This is a genomic window from Ruegeria sp. BHSC026 (genome assembly GCF_059613065.1).
In genome coordinates this window covers 142,350-159,972 of sequence record NZ_JBXWRV010000005.1, presented here as the reverse complement: position 1 = coordinate 159,972, position 17,623 = coordinate 142,350, and the positions used below count along the sequence as shown (strand labels likewise).

Below are 17,623 nucleotides of genomic sequence, written 5' to 3'. Positions count from 1 at the left end.
ATTTTGTGATCGAGGGAATAATGGCAACACATTTCTTGCGTATTCTGATGGCGGCGGTTTCGGCCCTCATGCTGACCCTACCCGCAGCGGCCCAAGAGACCGGCAGTTCCGCCGCCCCGGTGTCGATTCCCGAAGATCTGACTCCCGAACAAGTCGATGACTTGGTCGCCCGTATGTCCGACGACCAGGTGCGCGCCATCCTGCTGGAACGGTTGGACGCGGTCGCAAGGCAGCAAGCCGAACAGCAGAGCACAAAGCGCGGCCTGATTCAGACCATTTCGGACTCAGCCAGCCAGATGGCGGCATCATGGATGGACGTGATCCGCAAGGTCCCGGTTCTGATATCGGCCCAGGTCGAGGCCTTCTCCAATTTTGGCAACAAATTCGGCGCAAACGGCCTCATGACCCTGTTCGGGTTCACCTTTCTGGCGCTTGCGATCGGGTATGCGGCTGAAAAGCTGTTCGGCCTGTGGACCCGCCGCTGGATCCGGCTGATCCCCGAAGACGCGTCCTCGGACCTCAAGGGCGCAGTGCTTTACCTGTTCAAACGCTTCTGCGGCGAGTTTTTGGGCCTGCTGGTCTTTTACTACACACTGGTTTTCGTTGGCCGCCGATTTCTGGACGATGCGCAAATCGAACAGGCGGGGCCCTTCGTGTTCTATCTGATCTGGTTCCCGCGGCTGGGGGCGGCGATCTCGCGGTTCATCCTTGCCCCACAGCAGCCCCGGCTGCGGCTGGTCAGTATCGACGACAAATGGGCCAAGTACCTGCATCGCAACCTTATCGGTCTATTTCTGCTGATCGGCTTCACCATGTTCATCCTGGATTTCAACATGATGAACGGCGTGCAGCCGGGCGAGTCGCGGCTGGGGTTCTGGCTGAACACCTCGATCCACATCTACATCGCCGTAATGGCCTGGACGGCCCGCGAAGGGCTGACCGAAATGATGCGCGGCTCGGACCCAGATCGCACGCAGTTCGACGAAGAGGTGGCGCGTTACTATCCCTATTTCGCCATTGCCGTTTCCATCGGCACCTGGCTGCTGGTCGAATTCCTCGCCGCGCAACGCGACCCGCGGGTTTTCGCCCTGCTGGCGGGGGGCGCGCATTACGTCACCATGTTCTGGCTGCTGATCGCGCCGGCGCTCGATACCTTTATCCGCGGACTGACCCGCCATCTGTTGCCGCCGATGATCGGTGACGGGCCGGTCGCTGAACGCGCCTACAGGGCAACCAAGCGCAGCTATATCCGCATCGGGCGCGTTCTGGCCGGCGTTTTGGTCGTCCTGATGATCGCCAACGCATGGGATCTGGACCTGCAGGAAATCGCGGGCGGAGACTCTGAAGCGGGCAGCAAGCTGGTTCAGTTCTTCATCATAATCGCGGTCGGCTACATCCTGAACGAGGTGGTCTCGCTCTGGATCAACCGCCGGCTTGCCAAAGAGCAGACGGCCTCGGAGCAGAGCCCCGATGAAGAAGCCGGCGAAGGCGGCGGTACCGGCGGCTCGCGTCTGGCCACGGTTCTGCCGTTGCTGCGGGTTACCGCTCAGGTCGCGATCTCGGTGATCTTCGCCCTTTTGGCGCTGGGCGCGCTGGGCCTGGACATCACGCCGCTTCTGGCTGGTGCCGGTATCCTGGGTCTGGCCATCGGCTTTGGTGCGCAGAAACTGGTCTCGGACATCGTGGGCGGGATTTTCTTCCTGATCGACGATGCTTTCCGCGTGGGCGAATATGTCGATGTCGGCGGCACCACAGGTACGGTGGAAAAGATTTCGATCCGCTCGATGCAACTACGCCACCATCGCGGCCCTGTTCACACCATTCCTTATGGCGAGATCCAGAAGCTGACCAACTACAGCCGCGACTGGGTCATCATGAAGCTGAAGTTCACCGTGCCCTTCGATACCGACCCGAACAAGGTCAAGAAGATCTTCAAGAAGATCGGCGCCGAGATGATGGAGGACCCGGTCCACAAGGATGGCTTCCTGCAGCCGTTCAAGTCGCAGGGCGTGTTCGATTTCGACGATGTCGGCATGATCATCCGCGGCAAGTTCATGGCCAAGCCGGGCAAGCAGTTCACCCTGCGCAAGGAAATCTTCAACCGGGTGAAGGCCGCCTTCAACGAAAACGGCATCGAGTTCGCCCGCCGCGAGGTCCGCGTTGCGATCCCGGGCCTGGAGGAGACGGAACATCTTTCAGATGAACAGAAAGCGGCCATCAGTGCGGCTGCCGGTGAAATCGCAACTCAGCAGGCCGAACAACAGGCCGAGCAGCAACAGCAGGGAAAGAAATAGGACGGTGTGCCCAAGCGCAAAGACAGTGGTGTCCGCGTGTTGCGATCGCTAGTCAGGCCGCTTCTCGCAAGCGCAGGCGTCGCCTTGGCAAGTGCAGCGGCGGCGCAGGACGCCAATAGTGTCCTCGACAAGAACCTCGGAGTTCTGGACGACTACACCGAAGACGAAATCGTCGGATTTCAGCGAGGATCGATCGTCGTCGCCCCGATTCCTTTTTCGAACCCTACAATCGGTTCCGGCCTCATTCTGGGCGCTGGGTATCTTTTCCAGATGGACGAAGGATCCAACCCTTCGGTGATAGGTGCCGGTGGATTGCGCTCCGGCAATGGCAGCATGGCCGCAGCCGGTGCATTCAAACTCAATATGGACAACAACCGTTGGATCATCGAGGCACTCTACGGGACAGCAGACGTCCAATACGACCTTTTCACCGGGGTTGGTGTGATCCCCATCCGTCAGGACGGTTTTCTGGGCAGGCTCGGGCTGTCCTATGGGGTAACGCCTGACCTGTCCTTCGGCGTGACCTTCCGGTATCTCGACACGACCATCACCCCCGCCTTTGCGGGACTGCCGCCGATCCCACCTCCCTTCGACCAGTTTCTGAATGTCGAGGTTGGGAATTTGGGCCTGGTGTCCGACTGGGATACACGGGATGACACGATTTACCCGACCAGCGGCCAAGTCCTGCATTTCGAAGCATCACAGGGCTACGGGCTCAGCGGGCTGGTGCAGGATTATTCCAAGTCCTACCTCAACTACACGTTTTACCTGAGCCCCTGGGCCGACGGTGTCATCGCCAGCCGGCTATCTGTCTGCGCCGCTTCGTCCGAGACACCGTTCTTCGATCAATGCGGCATCGGAACGGTGGATGCCTTCCGAGGGTTTTCGGCAACCCAGCTTCTCGATCTGCGCTCGGCTTCTCTGCAGGTCGAGCTTCGCCAACGGGTGGGCCAGCGCATCGGCCTCATCGCCTTTGCTGGCGTGGGACAAACCGGCCAGAGTTTCAGCGATCTGAGCGACAACGGCACCAATTCGGCCTACGGGATCGGCGCGCGTTACCGGGTTTCCAAGAAATTTCCGCTCGATTTCTCGATAGATGTAAGCCGCAACGACCAGCAGGAGGACAACCTCTACATCTATGTCGGACAGCGGTTCTGACACGGCTGCGCGTTCTTGGCCCTTTCCCCCGGCGCGCCCTTGCCCTAAAAGGCGCGCAATATCGGCCAGCTTGGGGACAGGACAGACAATGCAAGAGCCCGCCATCACACCGGAACTGATTGCCGCGCACGGGTTGAAGCCCGAAGAATACGACATGATCCTCGAGATTATCGGGCGCGAGCCGACCTTTACCGAGCTGGGGATTTTCTCGGCCATGTGGAACGAGCACTGTTCCTACAAGTCCTCGAAGAAATGGCTACGCACCCTCCCTACCTCGGGCCCCCAGGTGATCTGCGGCCCGGGTGAAAACGCCGGTGTGGTTGATATCGGCGACGGGCAGGCCGTGGTCTTCAAGATGGAAAGCCACAACCACCCCTCGTACATCGAACCTTATCAGGGCGCGGCAACCGGCGTGGGCGGCATCCTGCGCGACGTGTTCACCATGGGCGCACGGCCCATCGCGGCGATGAACGCGCTCTCCTTCGGTGACCCCGACCACCCCAAGACCCGCCAGCTGGTCAACGGCGTGGTGGAAGGCATCGGTGGCTACGGCAACTGTTTCGGCGTGCCGACCGTAGGCGGCGAGGTGCGGTTCCACCAGGCCTATAACGGCAACTGCCTCGTGAACGCCTTTGCCGCCGGGCTGGCCGATGCCGACAAGATCTTCTACTCGGCCGCGTCGGGCGTGGGCATGCCCGTTGTCTATCTGGGCGCCAAAACCGGCCGCGACGGCGTGGGCGGCGCCACGATGGCCTCGGCCGAATTTGACGACACGATCGAGGAAAAGCGCCCGACCGTGCAGGTCGGTGACCCCTTCACCGAAAAACGCCTGATGGAGGCGACGCTGGAACTGATGCAGACCGGCGCCGTGATTTCGATTCAGGACATGGGCGCGGCTGGCCTGACCTGTTCCGCGGTGGAAATGGGCGACAAGGGCAAGCTGGGTATCAAGCTCGACCTCGACCGCGTGCCCCAGCGCGAAGAGAACATGACCGCCTACGAGATGATGCTGTCCGAGTCCCAGGAACGCATGCTGATGGTGCTGAAGCCCGAGCTCGAGGCCGAGGCTCGGGCCGTATTCGAGAAATGGGACCTGGATTTTGCCATCGTTGGCGAAACAATCGCCGAGGACCGTTTCCTGATCATGCACGGAAACGAGGTCAAAGCCGACCTGCCGCTTTCGCCGCTGTCGGGCCGTGCGCCGGAATACGACCGTCCATGGGTTCCGACCCCTGTCGCCGAAGAGATGGCCGAAGTGCCGCAGATCGACCCGATTGACGGGTTGCGCGCACTCATCTCCTCGCCCAACTACGCGGCCAAACAGTGGGTCTATGAGCAATACGACACCATGGTCATGGCCGATACCGCCCGAACCCCTGGCTTGGGCGCAGGCATGGTGCGCGTGCATGGCACCGACAAGGTGCTGGCCTTCACCTCGGACGTGACCCCTCGATACGTGCGCGCCAACCCCGAGGAAGGCGGCAAGCAGGCAGTGGCCGAAGCCTATCGCAACCTGACTGCCGTGGGTGCCAAGCCGCTGGCCACTACCGACAACCTAAATTTCGGCAACCCCGAAAAGCCCGAGATCATGGGCCAGTTCGTCGGCGCCATCAAAGGCATCGGCGCGGCCTGTTCGGCGCTCGACATGCCGATCGTTTCGGGCAACGTGTCGCTGTACAACGAAACCGATGGCCAGGCGATTCTGCCCACGCCGACCATTGGGGCGGTAGGCCTTTTGCAGAACGCCGACGAAATCATCGGCACCGAAGTTCGCGAAGGCCACGTTGCGTTGGTGATCGGCGAAACCAAAGGCCATCTGGGCCAATCCGCCCTGCTGGCCGAAGTCTTCAACCGCGAAGACGGCGACGCCCCGCATGTGGATCTGGACGCCGAGAAACGCAACGGCAATTTCATCCGCGCCAACCGTCACCTGATCAAGGCCTGCACCGACCTCAGCGACGGCGGGCTGGCGCTTGCCGCTTTCGAACTGGCCGAAGAGTCCGGCGTCGGCGTGCATCTTGAGGACGCTTCGACAGAATTCCTGTTTGGAGAGGATCAGGGCCGGTACTTTGTGGCCTGCAATTTCGATCAGGCCGAAGCTCTGATGATCGCCGCAGGCCAGGCCGGTGTGCCCATCACCAGCGTCGGCCGCTTTACCGGCGACACCGTGCGCATCGGCTCGTCCGAGGCCCCTTTGGCCGAGTTGTCGACGATCTATCGCACCAGCTTTGCCGAGGCCGTAGCCTGAGCCTCGTTCACACCCTTTACGCACCGAACCTGCGCCTGCCGAACTGGCGCAGGGTGCTTGTTTCGCCTTTGCCCGCGCCCCCTTGCACGGGCTTTGGCATCGCTCTACATCTTGGGAAAGACCTTCAGGAGAACCTACATGCCGATGAGCGCTCATGAAATCGAAACCCTGCTGCGCGAGGCCTTTCCGAACGCGGACATCAAGGTCGGGGGAAGTGACGGCGTGCACATGTCCGCGATGGTCGTGGACGAGAGCTTTCGCGGCAAGAACCGCGTGCAGCAGCAGCGCGCCGTCTATGCGGCGCTCAAGGGCAAGATGGATGGCCCGGACGGAGAGCTGCACGCGCTGGCCCTGACCACCCGCGCACCGGAGTAACCCGGAGCAAACGCAACAAGACCCGTCGACTGGTCTGATGCAGAAAGTATCGAGAAACCTTCCCGGGAATCGGGCGAAATGACGAAAGCCAATGAACCGAACCGGGAGCCCGTCAAGAACCTGAAAGCCGACAAACGGTGGAGCGACCACCACGTAAAATGACCGCCCGCCGCCGCGGCGGGCCCAGCCTAGGAAACGCGAAATGACCGACGTGAAGACCCAGATCGACGAAACCGTCAAGAACAACGACGTGGTGCTGTACATGAAGGGCACCAAGGAGATGCCGCAGTGTGGGTTCTCCTCGCGCGTGGCAGGCGTTCTGAACTACATGGGCGTGGATTACATCGATGTGAACGTTCTGGCCGACGAGAACATTCGTCAGGGCATCAAGGACTATTCAGACTGGCCGACCGTTCCGCAGCTGTATGTCAAAGGCGAATTCGTCGGCGGCTGTGATATCGTCACCGAGATGACCCTTTCGGGCGAGTTGGACACCCTTTTCGATGAAAACGGCGTGGCTTACAACAAGGAAGCCGCCGACAAGATCCGCGAAGCCAACGCCTGAGCCTGCGGCTTAGCGGCTTGTACAGCCCGTCAGAACATCGGTTTCGTCGCCGGCCCCGGCCGCGGCGAAACTGACAACCGCATCCCAGCCTTTGGACCGCAGAACATAGGTCCCCTGCCCGCCAACTGACTCGTATCCGATACCCGATCCACTCGGAACCTGCCGCAAGGCGATCAACTGACCGTCCACCACCATGGCCGCTGCCCCGTCACCCTCGGGTGGGTTGAAATACGTGACCGCAAGCTCGACCCCACCTTCGCAGGTGAAGGTGACCGGCAAGATGTCGATCTGGGCCTGCGCCATGGACGCGCACAGTGTAGCCATACCGGCCAAAACAGTCAGACGGCCCATTTTCATTTCCCTGACTTCTCGGCAACCATTTCCGCCAGTGACTCGGCACGCGCCGCCAACTCGGCAAGCGTATCCGTCACCGAGGGCGGCACAACGGCCACTTCGACCCGCTCGGGTTCGGGCGGCGGCGCGTTGCGCAGACTGTCCAGTTCCGCCTGCGCCTCGGCCAGTTGCGCCTCCAGCGCCTTGATCCTGTCATCGGACGCCGCAGCCTTGTCGGCCAGCATCAGCCCCGCCATCAACAGCATGCGGGATTCCGGCATGCGTCCGATCTGGTCGGTCAGAACCTGCGCTTCGTCATCCAGCAGCTTGGCTGCGGCATGCAGGAACGGCTCTTCCCCGTCCCGGCACGACACTTCGAAACCGCGCCCGCCGATATGAATGGTCACTTCCGGCATTACTCCACCTCTCCTTCGGCAAGGTTGGCATGGGTCAGCAGCGGCTCGAGCCGGGCCAGAACCGCGTGGGCCTCAGCCGCATCCGTGGCCCGCGCGGCGCGGATTGCTTCAAGCTCGGCCTCGGTCGCGCGGTTCAGCAGCTCGGCATCGGGCAACCCGTCCGCGACTGCCTTGCGCAGCTCTTCCACGGTTTCCTGCAACTGCGCGTTGGCCTTGCGCAGACGCTGAAGATCGTCATCGAGGCGCGACATCGCCGCGCCGTGGCTCACCCGCTCGGCGCGCAGCATCTCGAGCTCGGCGTTCAGCTCGGCCACACGTTCGCCGTCGGCCAATTCCGCCTTGAGCCGGGCGATCTCGCTCCGCATCACCTCGACCTTTTCTTCTGATGGCTTCAAGCGCTCGACCTCGGCGCGTAGCTGGGCAAGTTCCTCGCTGTCATCCGGGCGGGTCCGCAGGCTCTCGATCTCGGATTTCAACGCCGCCAGTTCATCCTGGTTTTCCAGCGCGGCCTTGGCCTCGGCCAGTTCGGCCCGCGCGGCTTCGACCGCCGCAAGCTGGGACTTGGCCTCGCCCAGTTGCCCGCGCAAGGCGTCGATTTCCTGCTCATAGCGCTCCTTGACGGATTTCAGGCGTTCCTCCAACTGCGCGTTGGCCAGACGCTCTTCGTCCAGCGCGACCCGCAATTTGCCGTCGCCGCCATCCCCTCCGGCCTGCATCGCCTCGATCCCGGCACCGATCCGGTCCATCGCGGCGGTGATGCGTCTGTGAAGGTCTTCGATCTGACTCATTGCCCCTGCTGCCCTTTTGCCAAGGTTCGCTCTGTTCTTTGACCGGCCGAATCAAGCCAGCCCGTTCTCTTTCATAGTCTAGCGGAATGTGCGCCAAAATACCCAGTGTTTGCTTTCAACCACTTGGACAACACAGCTCAACCGCGCCCCCGGCGCCACGGCCGGTTCCGCTTGCACTTTGAGGGGTGAATGGTATTCAGCGCGCAATCTGCCCGTAACCCAAAGGAAAACATCCGTGGACCTGACAGCGCTGCGCAATGCCAACCCTGAACACTGGGCCAAGGCTGCGGCCATTCGCACCCTGACCCTCGATGCCGTCGCGGCCGCCAATTCCGGCCATTCGGGAATGCCCATGGGCATGGCCGATGTCGCGACCGTTCTGTTTGAAAAGCATCTGAAATTCGACGCATCCGCCCCCAAATGGCCCGACCGCGACCGGTTCATCCTGTCGGCCGGCCACGGCTCGATGCTGATCTATTCGCTGCTGTATCTGACGGGCTACGAACAAGTCACGCTGGACGAGATCAAGAACTTCCGCCAGTTGGGCGCCAAGACGGCTGGCCACCCGGAAAACTTCCTTTTAGACGGCGTTGAAACCACCACCGGCCCGCTTGGGCAAGGGATCGCCAATGCCGTGGGCTTCGCCATGGCCGAAGAGATCCAGCGCGCGCATTACGGCAAGAAGGTCGTCGATCACTATACCTATGTGATCGCCGGGGACGGCTGCCTGATGGAAGGCGTCAGCCAGGAGGCGATCACCCTGGCCGGTCGGCACGAGCTAAGCAAGCTGATCGTGTTCTGGGACAACAACAATATCACCATCGACGGCACCGTGGACATCGCCGACCGTACCGACCAGGTGCGCCGGTTTGCGGCCTCGGGCTGGAATGTAATCGAGATCGACGGTCACGACCCCGAGGCCATTGACGCGGCCATCACCGAGGCGAAGGCGTCGAAAAAGCCGTCGATGATCGCCTGCAAGACCCATATCGCCTTGGGCCATGCCGCGCAGGACACCTCGAAAGGTCACGGTGCTCTGACCGATGCCGAACAGCTGAAAGCCGCAAAAGAGGCCTATGGCTGGCCCTACGGTCCGTTCGAAATCCCGGCCGAGGTCAAAGCGGCCTGGGAAGCGATCGGTGCTCGCGGCGCTGCGGACCGCGCGGCCTGGGAAGAGCGTTTCGCCCAACTGTCCGAGCGCAAGCAGGCCGAGTTCAACCGTGCCTATGCGTTCGAGGTACCGAAGAAGCTGGCCGGCGCGATCCGCGCACTGAAAAAGCAGATCTCTGAAGACCAGCCCAAGCTGGCCACCCGCGCCTCGTCGGAAAAGGTGCTGAACGTCGTGAACCCGATCATGACCGAGACGGTTGGCGGCTCGGCGGACCTGACCGGGTCGAACAACACCAAATCGGCCGATATGGGCGTGTTCCTGCCGGAGAACCGCAAGGGCCGCTATATCCACTACGGCATCCGTGAACACGGCATGGCCGCGGCGATGAACGGCATGGCGCTGCATGGTGGCATCCGCCCCTATGGCGGCACATTCATGGCCTTCACCGACTATGCGCGTCCGTCGATGCGCCTGGCCGCGTTGATGAAGATCCCCAGCGTTTTCGTGATGACCCATGACTCGATCGGTCTGGGCGAAGACGGCCCGACGCACCAGCCGGTCGAGCATCTGGCGATCTCGCGCGCGACGCCGAACACCTATGTGTTCCGTCCCGCCGACACCGTCGAGACTGCCGAGGCCTGGGAACTGGCGCTGACCTTCAAGGACAGCCCCTCGGTTCTGTCGCTGACCCGCCAGGGCGTGCCGACCGTGCGCACCCAGCACAAGGCCAAGAACCTGACCGCCCAGGGCGCCTATGTTCTGGCCGAGGCCGAGGGCAAGCGTCAGGCGATCCTGATCGCCACCGGGTCCGAGGTGTCGCTGGCCATGGAGGCAAAAGCGATGCTCGAGGCCGAAGGGATCGGTACCCGGGTCGTTTCGATGCCCTGCATGGAGCTGTTCGCCGAGCAGGACGAAGCCTATCGCAAGAAGGTCCTGCCTGCTGGGCCCGTCCGCGTCGGAATCGAGGCCGCCGTCCGTGCCGGCGGCTGGGACCGCTGGCTGCTAGGCGAGCGTGGCCGCGAGGCCAAGGCCGGTTTCATCGGTATGTCGGGCTTTGGCGCGTCTGCTCCCGCCGGCGAACTGTACAAGCATTTCGGCATCACCGCCGAGGCAACGGTTGCAAAGGTCAAGGAATTGCTGGGCTGATCCAGCCGAACCAAGCATTCAAGGGGCGGCCATCGTGCCGCCCTTTTCTTTTGGGCTTCAATGGTCCGCTTTCTGCTCTGGCTTATTGGGCCACAGCGGCGCGATGACCTTGGTCGCCAACGGTATCAGAACGAACCCCCAGGCCAGCCCGAACACGCCATCCATCGCGGCCTTGCTGATCCACTCCACCGCACCGGCCCATTGATCGGGCACGGCATGACCGGCCGCATAAGCCCAATCGTGGATATGGTGCGCCAACCAGCCAAAGCCCAGCACCTCTAGCCCATGGATCATGATCGAGCCGCCAACCCATAGCATCGCCGCCGTACCCACGACCGACAGCGTCTTCATGACCTTTGGCATCGCCTTGACCAGCCCGCGACCCAACCCGCGGCCGACCGACGTCAGCGCGTTCTTGGCCAGATAAAGCCCGACATCGTCCATTTTGACGATCAATGCGACCGAGCCATAAACGGCCACCGTGACACCGATCCCCACAACCGCCAGCGTCGCCGCCTGCATCCAGACATTTGGCGCCTCAATGGCAGAAAGCGCAATGGTCATGATTTCGGCCGACAGGATGAAATCAGTCTTGATGGCACCCTTGATCTTCTGCTCCTCCAGATGACCCGGATCACGGACGTTCATGTCTTCTTCGATGACGTGGCTGCCATGCGGGAATAGCACGTGGAAGATCTTCTCGGCCCCCTCGAAGCACAGGTATGACCCACCAATCATCAGCAAGGGCGTGATCATCCATGGTGCGAAATTCGCAAGCAGCAAGGCCACCGGCAGCAGCAGAATTACCTTGTTGAAAATCGACCCCCGTGCGATGCGCCAGATGATCGGCAACTCTCGCGCGGGGGCAAAGCCCTGGACGTATTTCGGCGTGACGGCCGCGTCGTCGATGATCACGCCCGCGGTCTTGGCCCCCGCCTTGCCGGCGGCCGCCGCCACATCGTCGACCGAGGCCGCCGCCACTTTGGCGATTCCCGCCACATCGTCCAACAGGGCCAGCAAACCGCTCATGCCGCATCCTTTCCGTTCATCCGTCGCACTTTGGACCCTAACCGATCCAACAGCTAGCGCAAGCGTTAGCGCAACCACACCAAGTTTGCGCTAACACATTGCAAATATGACATTTTCTACCTTTTTTGATGGACCGATCATCGCTATATCGCCCAGAACACAAGCGGATTTGGAGACGTCTCATGACCATCAAGGTCGGCATCAATGGTTTTGGCCGCATCGGCCGCTGTACCCTGTCGCACATCGCCGCGTCAGGCCGCAACGACATCGAAGTGATCAAGGTTAACGCCACCGGACCGCTTGAAACCTCAGCGCATCTGCTGAAATACGACAGCATCCACGGCCGCTTTCCGCGCGAGATCTCGATCAGCGGCAACACGATGGACCTGGGCCGCGGGCCGATGCAGATGTTCTCGACCTACGACATGAACGAGCTGGACTGGGAAGGCTGCGACGTCGTTCTGGAATGCACCGGCAAGTTCAACGACGGGCTGAAGGCCAAAACGCATCTTGAGCGTGGCGCGCAGAAGGTTCTGCTGTCGGCCCCGGGCAAGAACGTGGACAAGACGATCGTATTTGGCGTCAACCACAACAGCCTGACCGCCAACGATAGGATGGTGTCGAATGGCTCGTGCACCACGAACTGCCTTGCTCCGCTTGCCAAGGTTCTGGACGAAGGTATCGGCATCGAAAACGGCATCATGACCACGATCCATGCCTATACCGGCGACCAGCCGACGCTGGACCGCCGTCACAATGACCTGTACCGCGCCCGCGCCGCCGCCATGTCGATGATCCCCACAAGCACCGGCGCTGCCAAGGCCCTGGGCGAAGTTCTGCCGAACCTCAAGGGGCGTCTGGACGGCTCGGCCATCCGCGTGCCAACGCCGAACGTATCGGCCGTAGACCTGACATTCCGAGCCGCGCGCGATGTGACCGTTGATGAGGTCAACGCCATCGTCGCCGAGGCCGCCAAGGGGCCGATGCAGCGCGTTCTGGGCTATGAACCTGCCCCGCTGGTGTCGACCGATTTCAACCACACCGAAGAAAGCTCGATCTTCGCACCCGACCAGACCCGTGTCGTCGATGGCCGCATGGTCCGCGTGCTGGCTTGGTACGACAACGAGTGGGGCTTCTCGGTGCGCATGGCCGATGTGGCCGTCGCCATGGGGCGCCTTAACTGACATCGCCAAGTAAGCTTGCGCGAAAACGCCCGCTCAGGTTATCTGGGCGGGCGTTTGCGTTCGGAGCGGCAATGACAAACCAAATCGCGATCTGGCTTGGCGTGCTCATTCTGGGTGGACTGATGCTGGATTATGCCCTTGTCGGAACCGAGCATCTCCTATTCCTCGGCAAGAAGTTCTACGACCTTTTGGATTGGGTCGCGTTCTGGCGCTGACAGAGGTTTTGCTTGACATTTTCGCCTGACTGCCTTTGTTAGCGCTAACTAATTTCAATCGCGGCTTAGCGGCCATTCAGACGGAGCGCGACATGACACTCAAACTTGCAATCAACGGATTTGGACGGATCGGGCGCGGCGTCCTGCGCGCCCTGATGGAAAGCGGTCGCACTGATGTGCAGATCGTCGCAATCAACGACCTGGCCAAGCCGGAAATGAACGCGCATCTGTTCGAGTTTGACAGCGTGCATGGCCGCTACGCCAAGCCGATCACCCTGACCGAGGCCGGGCTGGACGTGGGCGCCGGCCCGATCCGGCTGACCAGCGAGCGTGACCCCGAGTTGCTGGACTGGTCGGACGTGGACGTCGTTCTGGAATGCACCGGCGTATTCCGCACGCGCGAAGCCGCGTCGCGTCATTTCAAGAACGGCGCGAAAAAGGTTCTGATCTCGGCGCCGGCGCGCGGGGATGGCGAGGTGAAGACTGTGGTGTTCGGCGTGAACGAACACGAACTGACCGCCGCCGACACCGTGGTTTCAAACGCATCCTGCACCACCAACTGCCTGTCGCCCGTCGCTGCCGCATTGGATGCGGGCCTGGGTATCGTGCACGGCAACATGACAACGGTGCATGCCTATACTGCCAGCCAACCAGTGCATGACACCGCCGGCAAGGACCCGTACCTGTCGCGCGCGGCTGCCCTGTCGATGATACCGACAACCACCGGCGCGGCCTCGGCCGTGGGGCTGGTTTTGCCGCAACTGCAGGGCAAGCTGACCGGTCAGGCGATCCGGGTTCCCACCCCGAACGTCTCGGTCGTCGATCTGGTGGTCGAAGTATCGCGCCCCACCACCGAAGACGAGGTCAACGCCCTGTTCACCGAGGCAGCGGCAAAGATCCCGACCGTTCTGGCCGCGGAAACCCGCCCGTTGATCTCGATCGACTTCAACCACGATTCCCACAGCTCGACCGTGTCGCTGGTCGAAACCAAAGTGACCGACGGCACGCTGGTCCGCGTTCTGGCCTGGTATGACAACGAGTGGGGTTTCTCGAACCGGATGCTGGATACGGCCGCCGCGATGGGCGCCCTAGCCTAACCGCTCTTTCAGCGCGATATTGACTTGGGGCGTGACGAATTTCGACACGTCCCCTCCCAGCCGGGCGATTTCCTTGACCAGCTTCGAGGCAATCGCCTGGTGGCGGGCCTCGGCCATCAGAAAGACGGTCTCGATGGAATCATCCATCGCCCGGTTCATCCCCACCATCTGGAATTCATACTCGAAATCCGCCACCGCGCGCAGGCCACGCACAATGATCTGGGCGCCCACGTCCCGGGCGCAGTCGATCAGCAGGTTCTCGAACGGATGCGCGACGATCTCGGTGCCGGTCTGCGCGGTCAGATGGGCGCATTCGGCCTCGATCATGGCCACCCGTTCTTCCAAAGAAAATAAGGGCCCCTTGTCGCGGTTGATTGCAACGCCGATCACCAGCTTGTCGACCAGCATCGCCGCCCGACGGATGATGTCGATATGACCCAAGGTGATCGGATCAAAGGTTCCGGGATACAATCCAACCCGCATCTGGGCCTCCTGAGCAAGAAAATTTCTGCGCAAGCAAACACAAGTTTTCCGCAGCTGCAAGAGGCCGCATCATTAGCGTAGGGCTAGTGGCCCATGATCATGCCCTGCAGGGCATCCTTTTCCATCGCCAGTTCCGACAATTGCGCCTTGACCACGTCACCCAGCGTCACGATGCCGACCAACTGGCCGTCCTCGACGATCGGCATGTGACGAAAACGGCCTTCGGTCATGCGGGCCAGTACGTCCTGCACCTTGTCCTGTTTGGTGGCGGTAACCAGCTTTTTGGTCATGTAGGCGATGACCGGCTGGGTCAGGCAACCGCTGCCGCTGGCGGCCAGCTCGCGCACGATGTCGCGTTCCGACAAAATCCCAACGGCGGTCTTGCCCCCGTCCTCCGAGACCACGACGGTCCCGATGCGCTTTTCGGCCAGGATCTTGGCTGCGTCGGAAACGGTCGTCGAAGGCGCCACCGTCACGACCCCGTCCGTTGCCTTCGAACTCAGAATGGCCTGAACAAGCATGGGCAAAACCTCCGACAATAATCTTCCCGTTTTCCAAAGCGTTGCCGGAATACTCGACCCTGTCAAGCTTGGGCTTCAGCTTCCAGCCGCGCAATCTCGTCGCGGATGCCGCGACTCAGCGCGTCAGCAAAGCGGTTGAGGCGTTCATTGCGCTGATCGCCCTGATGGCGCACCAGGTAGAAGCTGCGGGTCAGACTGACTTGATCCGTCAGGATTTTCCGCAACCCCGGATGGAACGGAAGCGTAAAGTCATGGGCCACGCAGACCCCGGTGCCCAGCGATGCCTGCCGCAACTGGACCGAGACCGAATTCGATGCAAGCGCGACACGGTCAATACCGATGTCGTTGAGGTAGTCCAGCTCGCGATCGAAGATCATGTCCGGGATGTATCCAATCATGCGATGCCCCTGCAGATCCTCGAGAGTGCGGATCGGGGCATGGCGCGCCAGGTAATCCTCTGTCGCGACCATATGCAGGCGATAGTCGCTGACCTTCTGCACCAGCAACTTGCCGGCGGTGGGCGCGCTGACGGTCAGCGCCATGTCGGCCTCGCGCCGCGACAAATTGATAATGCGCGGCAGGGCAAGAATCTGAATGTCCAGATCCGGGTTCGCATCGCTGATGCGGGCACAGACCTGCGGCAGCAGATAGTTCGCGCTGCCATCGGGCGCGCCGATGCGGACCTGACCGCTCAGCGCCTTGGTCGACCCGTCCATCACCCCTGCTGCCGCGCGCATCGCCTCTTCGGCGGATTGGGCGTGTTCGAACAGGCGCTCTCCGGCCGAGGTCAACAGATAGCCTTGGGGCGATTTGGTGAACAGCGGCGCCTTCAGCGCCGTCTCCAGCCGCGCGATCCGGCGCCCCACCGTGGCCGGATCGATCTTCAGCCGCCGCCCTGCCGACGACAGGCTTTCCTCGCGCGCGACGGCCAGAAACACGCGCATGTCGTCCCAATTGGGGGTCATCCCTCACCTTTGCATTTTTGCAAAACTCTTTTGAGACATTGCCCCTGTTCAGGTGATTTATGCAAGCCTATGCTGCGCCCAAATTCTGCGGAGGAGTTTGCAATGCAAGACCTGACCCATTTCATCAACGGCGAATACACCCCCGGCACCTCGGGCCGGTTCGATGATGTCTACAACCCCGCCACCGGCGAGGTTCAGTACAGATGCCCGATGGCCAGTGCCGCCGAGACCACGGCCGCCATCGAATACGCCGCTGCAGCCCAGCCTGCCTGGGGTGCAACCAACCCGCAAAAGCGCGCCCGCGTCATGATGCAGATGGTTCAGCTGATGAACCGCGACATGGACAAACTGGCCGAAGCACTGAGCCGCGAGCACGGCAAGACCCTGCCCGATGCCAAGGGCGATCTGCAGCGCGGGCTCGAGGTGATCGAATACTGCATCGGCGCCCCGCAGATGCTGAAGGGTGAGTTTACCGACAGCGCAGGCCCCGGCATCGACATGTATTCCATGCGCCAGCCGCTGGGTGTTGTCGCCGCCATCATGCCGTTCAACTTCCCGGCCATGATGCCCCTGTGGCATGTCGGCCCGGCGCTGGCCTGCGGCAACGCTGTGGTGCTGAAACCCTCGGAACGTGATCCATCGGTGCCGCTGATGCTGGCCGAACTTTTCGTCGAGGCCGGTCTGCCCAAAGGCGTGTTCCAGGTTGTCAACGGCGACAAGGAAGCCGTGGATACCCTGCTGGACAGCGAGATCATTCAGGGTGTTTCCTTCGTCGGATCGACCCCGATCGCGCAGTACATCTATGCCCGCGCCACAGCGAACGGCAAACGCGCCCAGTGCTTTGGTGGGGCCAAGAACCACATGATCGTTATGCCTGACGCCGACCTGGACCAGGCCGCCGACGCGCTGGTGGGCGCCGGTTTCGGCGCTGCCGGCGAACGCTGCATGGCCGTTTCGGTGGCCGTTCCGGTGGGCGAGGAAACCGCCGACGCGCTGATTGAAAAGCTAGTGCCGCGCATCGAAAAACTGAAGGTCGGACCCTATACCGCAGGCGATGACGTCGATATGGGGCCGGTCGTGACCGCCGCCGCCAAAGAACGCATCTTGGGCCTGATCAACTCGGGCGTTGAACAAGGCGCGAAGCTGGTGGTCGACAACCGCGACTTCAAGCTGCAAGGCTATGAGAACGGCTTTTTCGTCGGCCCCCACCTGTTCGACCATGTCACCCCCGACATGGACATCTACAAGCAGGAGATCTTCGGCCCCGTCCTGTCCACCGTCCGCGCCGGATCCTACGAAGAGGCGCTGAAGCTGGCGATGGACCATGAATACGGCAACGGCACCGCGATCTTCACCCGTGACGGCGATACCGCCCGTGATTTCGCCCACCGGGTCAACATCGGCATGGTCGGCATCAACGTCCCGATCCCGGTCCCGCTGGCCTATCACACATTCGGCGGGTGGAAGAAATCCATGTTCGGCGACCTGAACCAGCACGGCCCCGACAGCTTCAAGTTCTACACCCGCACCAAGACCGTAACGTCGCGCTGGCCGTCGGGCATCAAAGAAGGTGGCGAGTTCAACTTCAAGGCAATGGACTAACTATCCAAAAACAAATTAAAAGGCCGCCCAATCGTTGGCGGCCTTTTCTTTTTCTGAAACCTCCGTTCGGCGACGATGCGCCGGCACGGTCCA

17 protein-coding genes are annotated in these 17,623 nt (G+C 61.7%); 10 read left to right on the top strand and 7 right to left on the bottom strand.

The genetic code is table 11. The features are described 5' to 3' along the window. Nucleotides 1–20: 20 nt before the first annotated feature. From AC2FME_RS08600 to grxD, 5 genes are all read left to right on the top strand, one after another. Complete coding sequence (locus tag AC2FME_RS08600; RefSeq protein WP_496800195.1) at nt 21–2,294, top strand: mechanosensitive ion channel domain-containing protein; 2,274 nt, start codon at nt 21–23, stop codon at nt 2,292–2,294. A gap of 84 nt (nt 2,295–2,378) precedes the next feature. After that, nucleotides 2,379–3,452, top strand: a complete 1,074-nt coding sequence (locus tag AC2FME_RS08595) for a BamA/TamA family outer membrane protein (RefSeq protein ID WP_496800194.1) — start codon at nt 2,379–2,381, stop codon at nt 3,450–3,452. A gap of 88 nt (nt 3,453–3,540) precedes the next feature. Next, nucleotides 3,541–5,700: a phosphoribosylformylglycinamidine synthase subunit PurL gene (gene purL, locus AC2FME_RS08590; RefSeq protein WP_496800193.1), complete on the top strand. Its 2,160-nt coding sequence runs from the start codon at nt 3,541–3,543 to the stop codon at nt 5,698–5,700. Between the two features lie 138 nt (nt 5,701–5,838). Beyond that, complete coding sequence (locus AC2FME_RS08585) at nt 5,839–6,075, top strand: BolA/IbaG family iron-sulfur metabolism protein (RefSeq protein ID WP_149775191.1); 237 nt, start codon at nt 5,839–5,841, stop codon at nt 6,073–6,075. Nucleotides 6,076–6,277: 202 nt separating this feature from the next. Continuing rightward, nucleotides 6,278–6,640 (top strand): Grx4 family monothiol glutaredoxin, encoded by a 363-nt coding sequence (gene grxD / locus AC2FME_RS08580; RefSeq protein WP_496679859.1) that lies wholly within the window; start codon nt 6,278–6,280, stop codon nt 6,638–6,640. 9 nt (nt 6,641–6,649) lie between these two features. On the opposite strand, the gene AC2FME_RS08575 is transcribed toward grxD, so the two are convergent. The 3 genes from AC2FME_RS08575 to AC2FME_RS08565 are packed head-to-tail and all read right to left on the bottom strand — an operon-like array spanning nt 6,650 to nt 8,177. Further along, complete coding sequence (locus tag AC2FME_RS08575) at nt 6,650–6,991, bottom strand: MliC family protein (RefSeq protein ID WP_496800192.1); 342 nt, start codon at nt 6,989–6,991, stop codon at nt 6,650–6,652. A gap of 2 nt (nt 6,992–6,993) precedes the next feature. After that, nucleotides 6,994–7,389 (bottom strand): cell division protein ZapA, encoded by a 396-nt coding sequence (locus tag AC2FME_RS08570; protein ID WP_496679855.1) that lies wholly within the window; start codon nt 7,387–7,389, stop codon nt 6,994–6,996. Then, nucleotides 7,389–8,177: a hypothetical protein gene (locus AC2FME_RS08565; RefSeq protein ID WP_496688286.1), complete on the bottom strand. Its 789-nt coding sequence runs from the start codon at nt 8,175–8,177 to the stop codon at nt 7,389–7,391. The genes AC2FME_RS08570 and AC2FME_RS08565 overlap by 1 nt, the downstream gene beginning before the upstream one ends. Nucleotides 8,178–8,412: 235 nt before the next feature. On the opposite strand from AC2FME_RS08565, the gene tkt reads away from it, so the two are divergent. Further along, complete coding sequence (tkt, locus tag AC2FME_RS08560) at nt 8,413–10,434, top strand: transketolase (RefSeq protein WP_496679851.1); 2,022 nt, start codon at nt 8,413–8,415, stop codon at nt 10,432–10,434. Between the two features lie 57 nt (nt 10,435–10,491). On the opposite strand, the gene AC2FME_RS08555 is transcribed toward tkt, so the two are convergent. After that, complete coding sequence (locus tag AC2FME_RS08555) at nt 10,492–11,463, bottom strand: DUF808 domain-containing protein (protein ID WP_496679849.1); 972 nt, start codon at nt 11,461–11,463, stop codon at nt 10,492–10,494. A gap of 182 nt (nt 11,464–11,645) precedes the next feature. Between AC2FME_RS08555 and gap (AC2FME_RS08550) the strand changes: the two genes are divergently transcribed. The 3 genes from gap (AC2FME_RS08550) to gap (AC2FME_RS08540) all read left to right on the top strand — a co-directional run bounded on the left by gap (AC2FME_RS08550) (nt 11,646) and on the right by gap (AC2FME_RS08540) (nt 13,959). Then, nucleotides 11,646–12,647, top strand: a complete 1,002-nt coding sequence (gene gap, locus AC2FME_RS08550; protein WP_496711163.1) for a type I glyceraldehyde-3-phosphate dehydrogenase — start codon at nt 11,646–11,648, stop codon at nt 12,645–12,647. Between the two features lie 71 nt (nt 12,648–12,718). Then, nucleotides 12,719–12,862, top strand: coding sequence for a hypothetical protein (locus AC2FME_RS08545; protein ID WP_005983416.1), 144 nt, complete (start codon nt 12,719–12,721; stop codon nt 12,860–12,862). A gap of 92 nt (nt 12,863–12,954) precedes the next feature. Then, the gene (gap, locus tag AC2FME_RS08540) at nt 12,955–13,959 is read left to right on the top strand and encodes a type I glyceraldehyde-3-phosphate dehydrogenase (protein ID WP_496800191.1); all 1,005 of its coding nucleotides are present in this window, start codon (nt 12,955–12,957) and stop codon (nt 13,957–13,959) included. On the opposite strand, the gene coaD is transcribed toward gap (AC2FME_RS08540), so the two are convergent. From coaD to AC2FME_RS08525, 3 genes are all read right to left on the bottom strand, one after another. Next, a complete protein-coding gene (gene coaD / locus AC2FME_RS08535; protein ID WP_496679842.1) occupies nt 13,951–14,442 on the bottom strand; it encodes a pantetheine-phosphate adenylyltransferase in 492 nt (163 codons plus the stop codon). The genes gap (AC2FME_RS08540) and coaD overlap by 9 nt on opposite strands. Before the next feature lie 83 nt (nt 14,443–14,525). Continuing rightward, on the bottom strand, nt 14,526–14,963 hold the full coding sequence (locus AC2FME_RS08530; protein ID WP_496679841.1) for a CBS domain-containing protein: 438 nt from the start codon (nt 14,961–14,963) through the stop codon (nt 14,526–14,528). Between the two features lie 62 nt (nt 14,964–15,025). After that, on the bottom strand, nt 15,026–15,928 hold the full coding sequence (locus AC2FME_RS08525) for a LysR family transcriptional regulator (RefSeq protein WP_496800190.1): 903 nt from the start codon (nt 15,926–15,928) through the stop codon (nt 15,026–15,028). 102 nt (nt 15,929–16,030) lie between these two features. On the opposite strand from AC2FME_RS08525, the gene AC2FME_RS08520 reads away from it, so the two are divergent. Continuing rightward, nucleotides 16,031–17,530, top strand: coding sequence for a CoA-acylating methylmalonate-semialdehyde dehydrogenase (locus tag AC2FME_RS08520; protein ID WP_496679837.1), 1,500 nt, complete (start codon nt 16,031–16,033; stop codon nt 17,528–17,530). Nucleotides 17,531–17,623 lie beyond the last annotated feature (93 nt).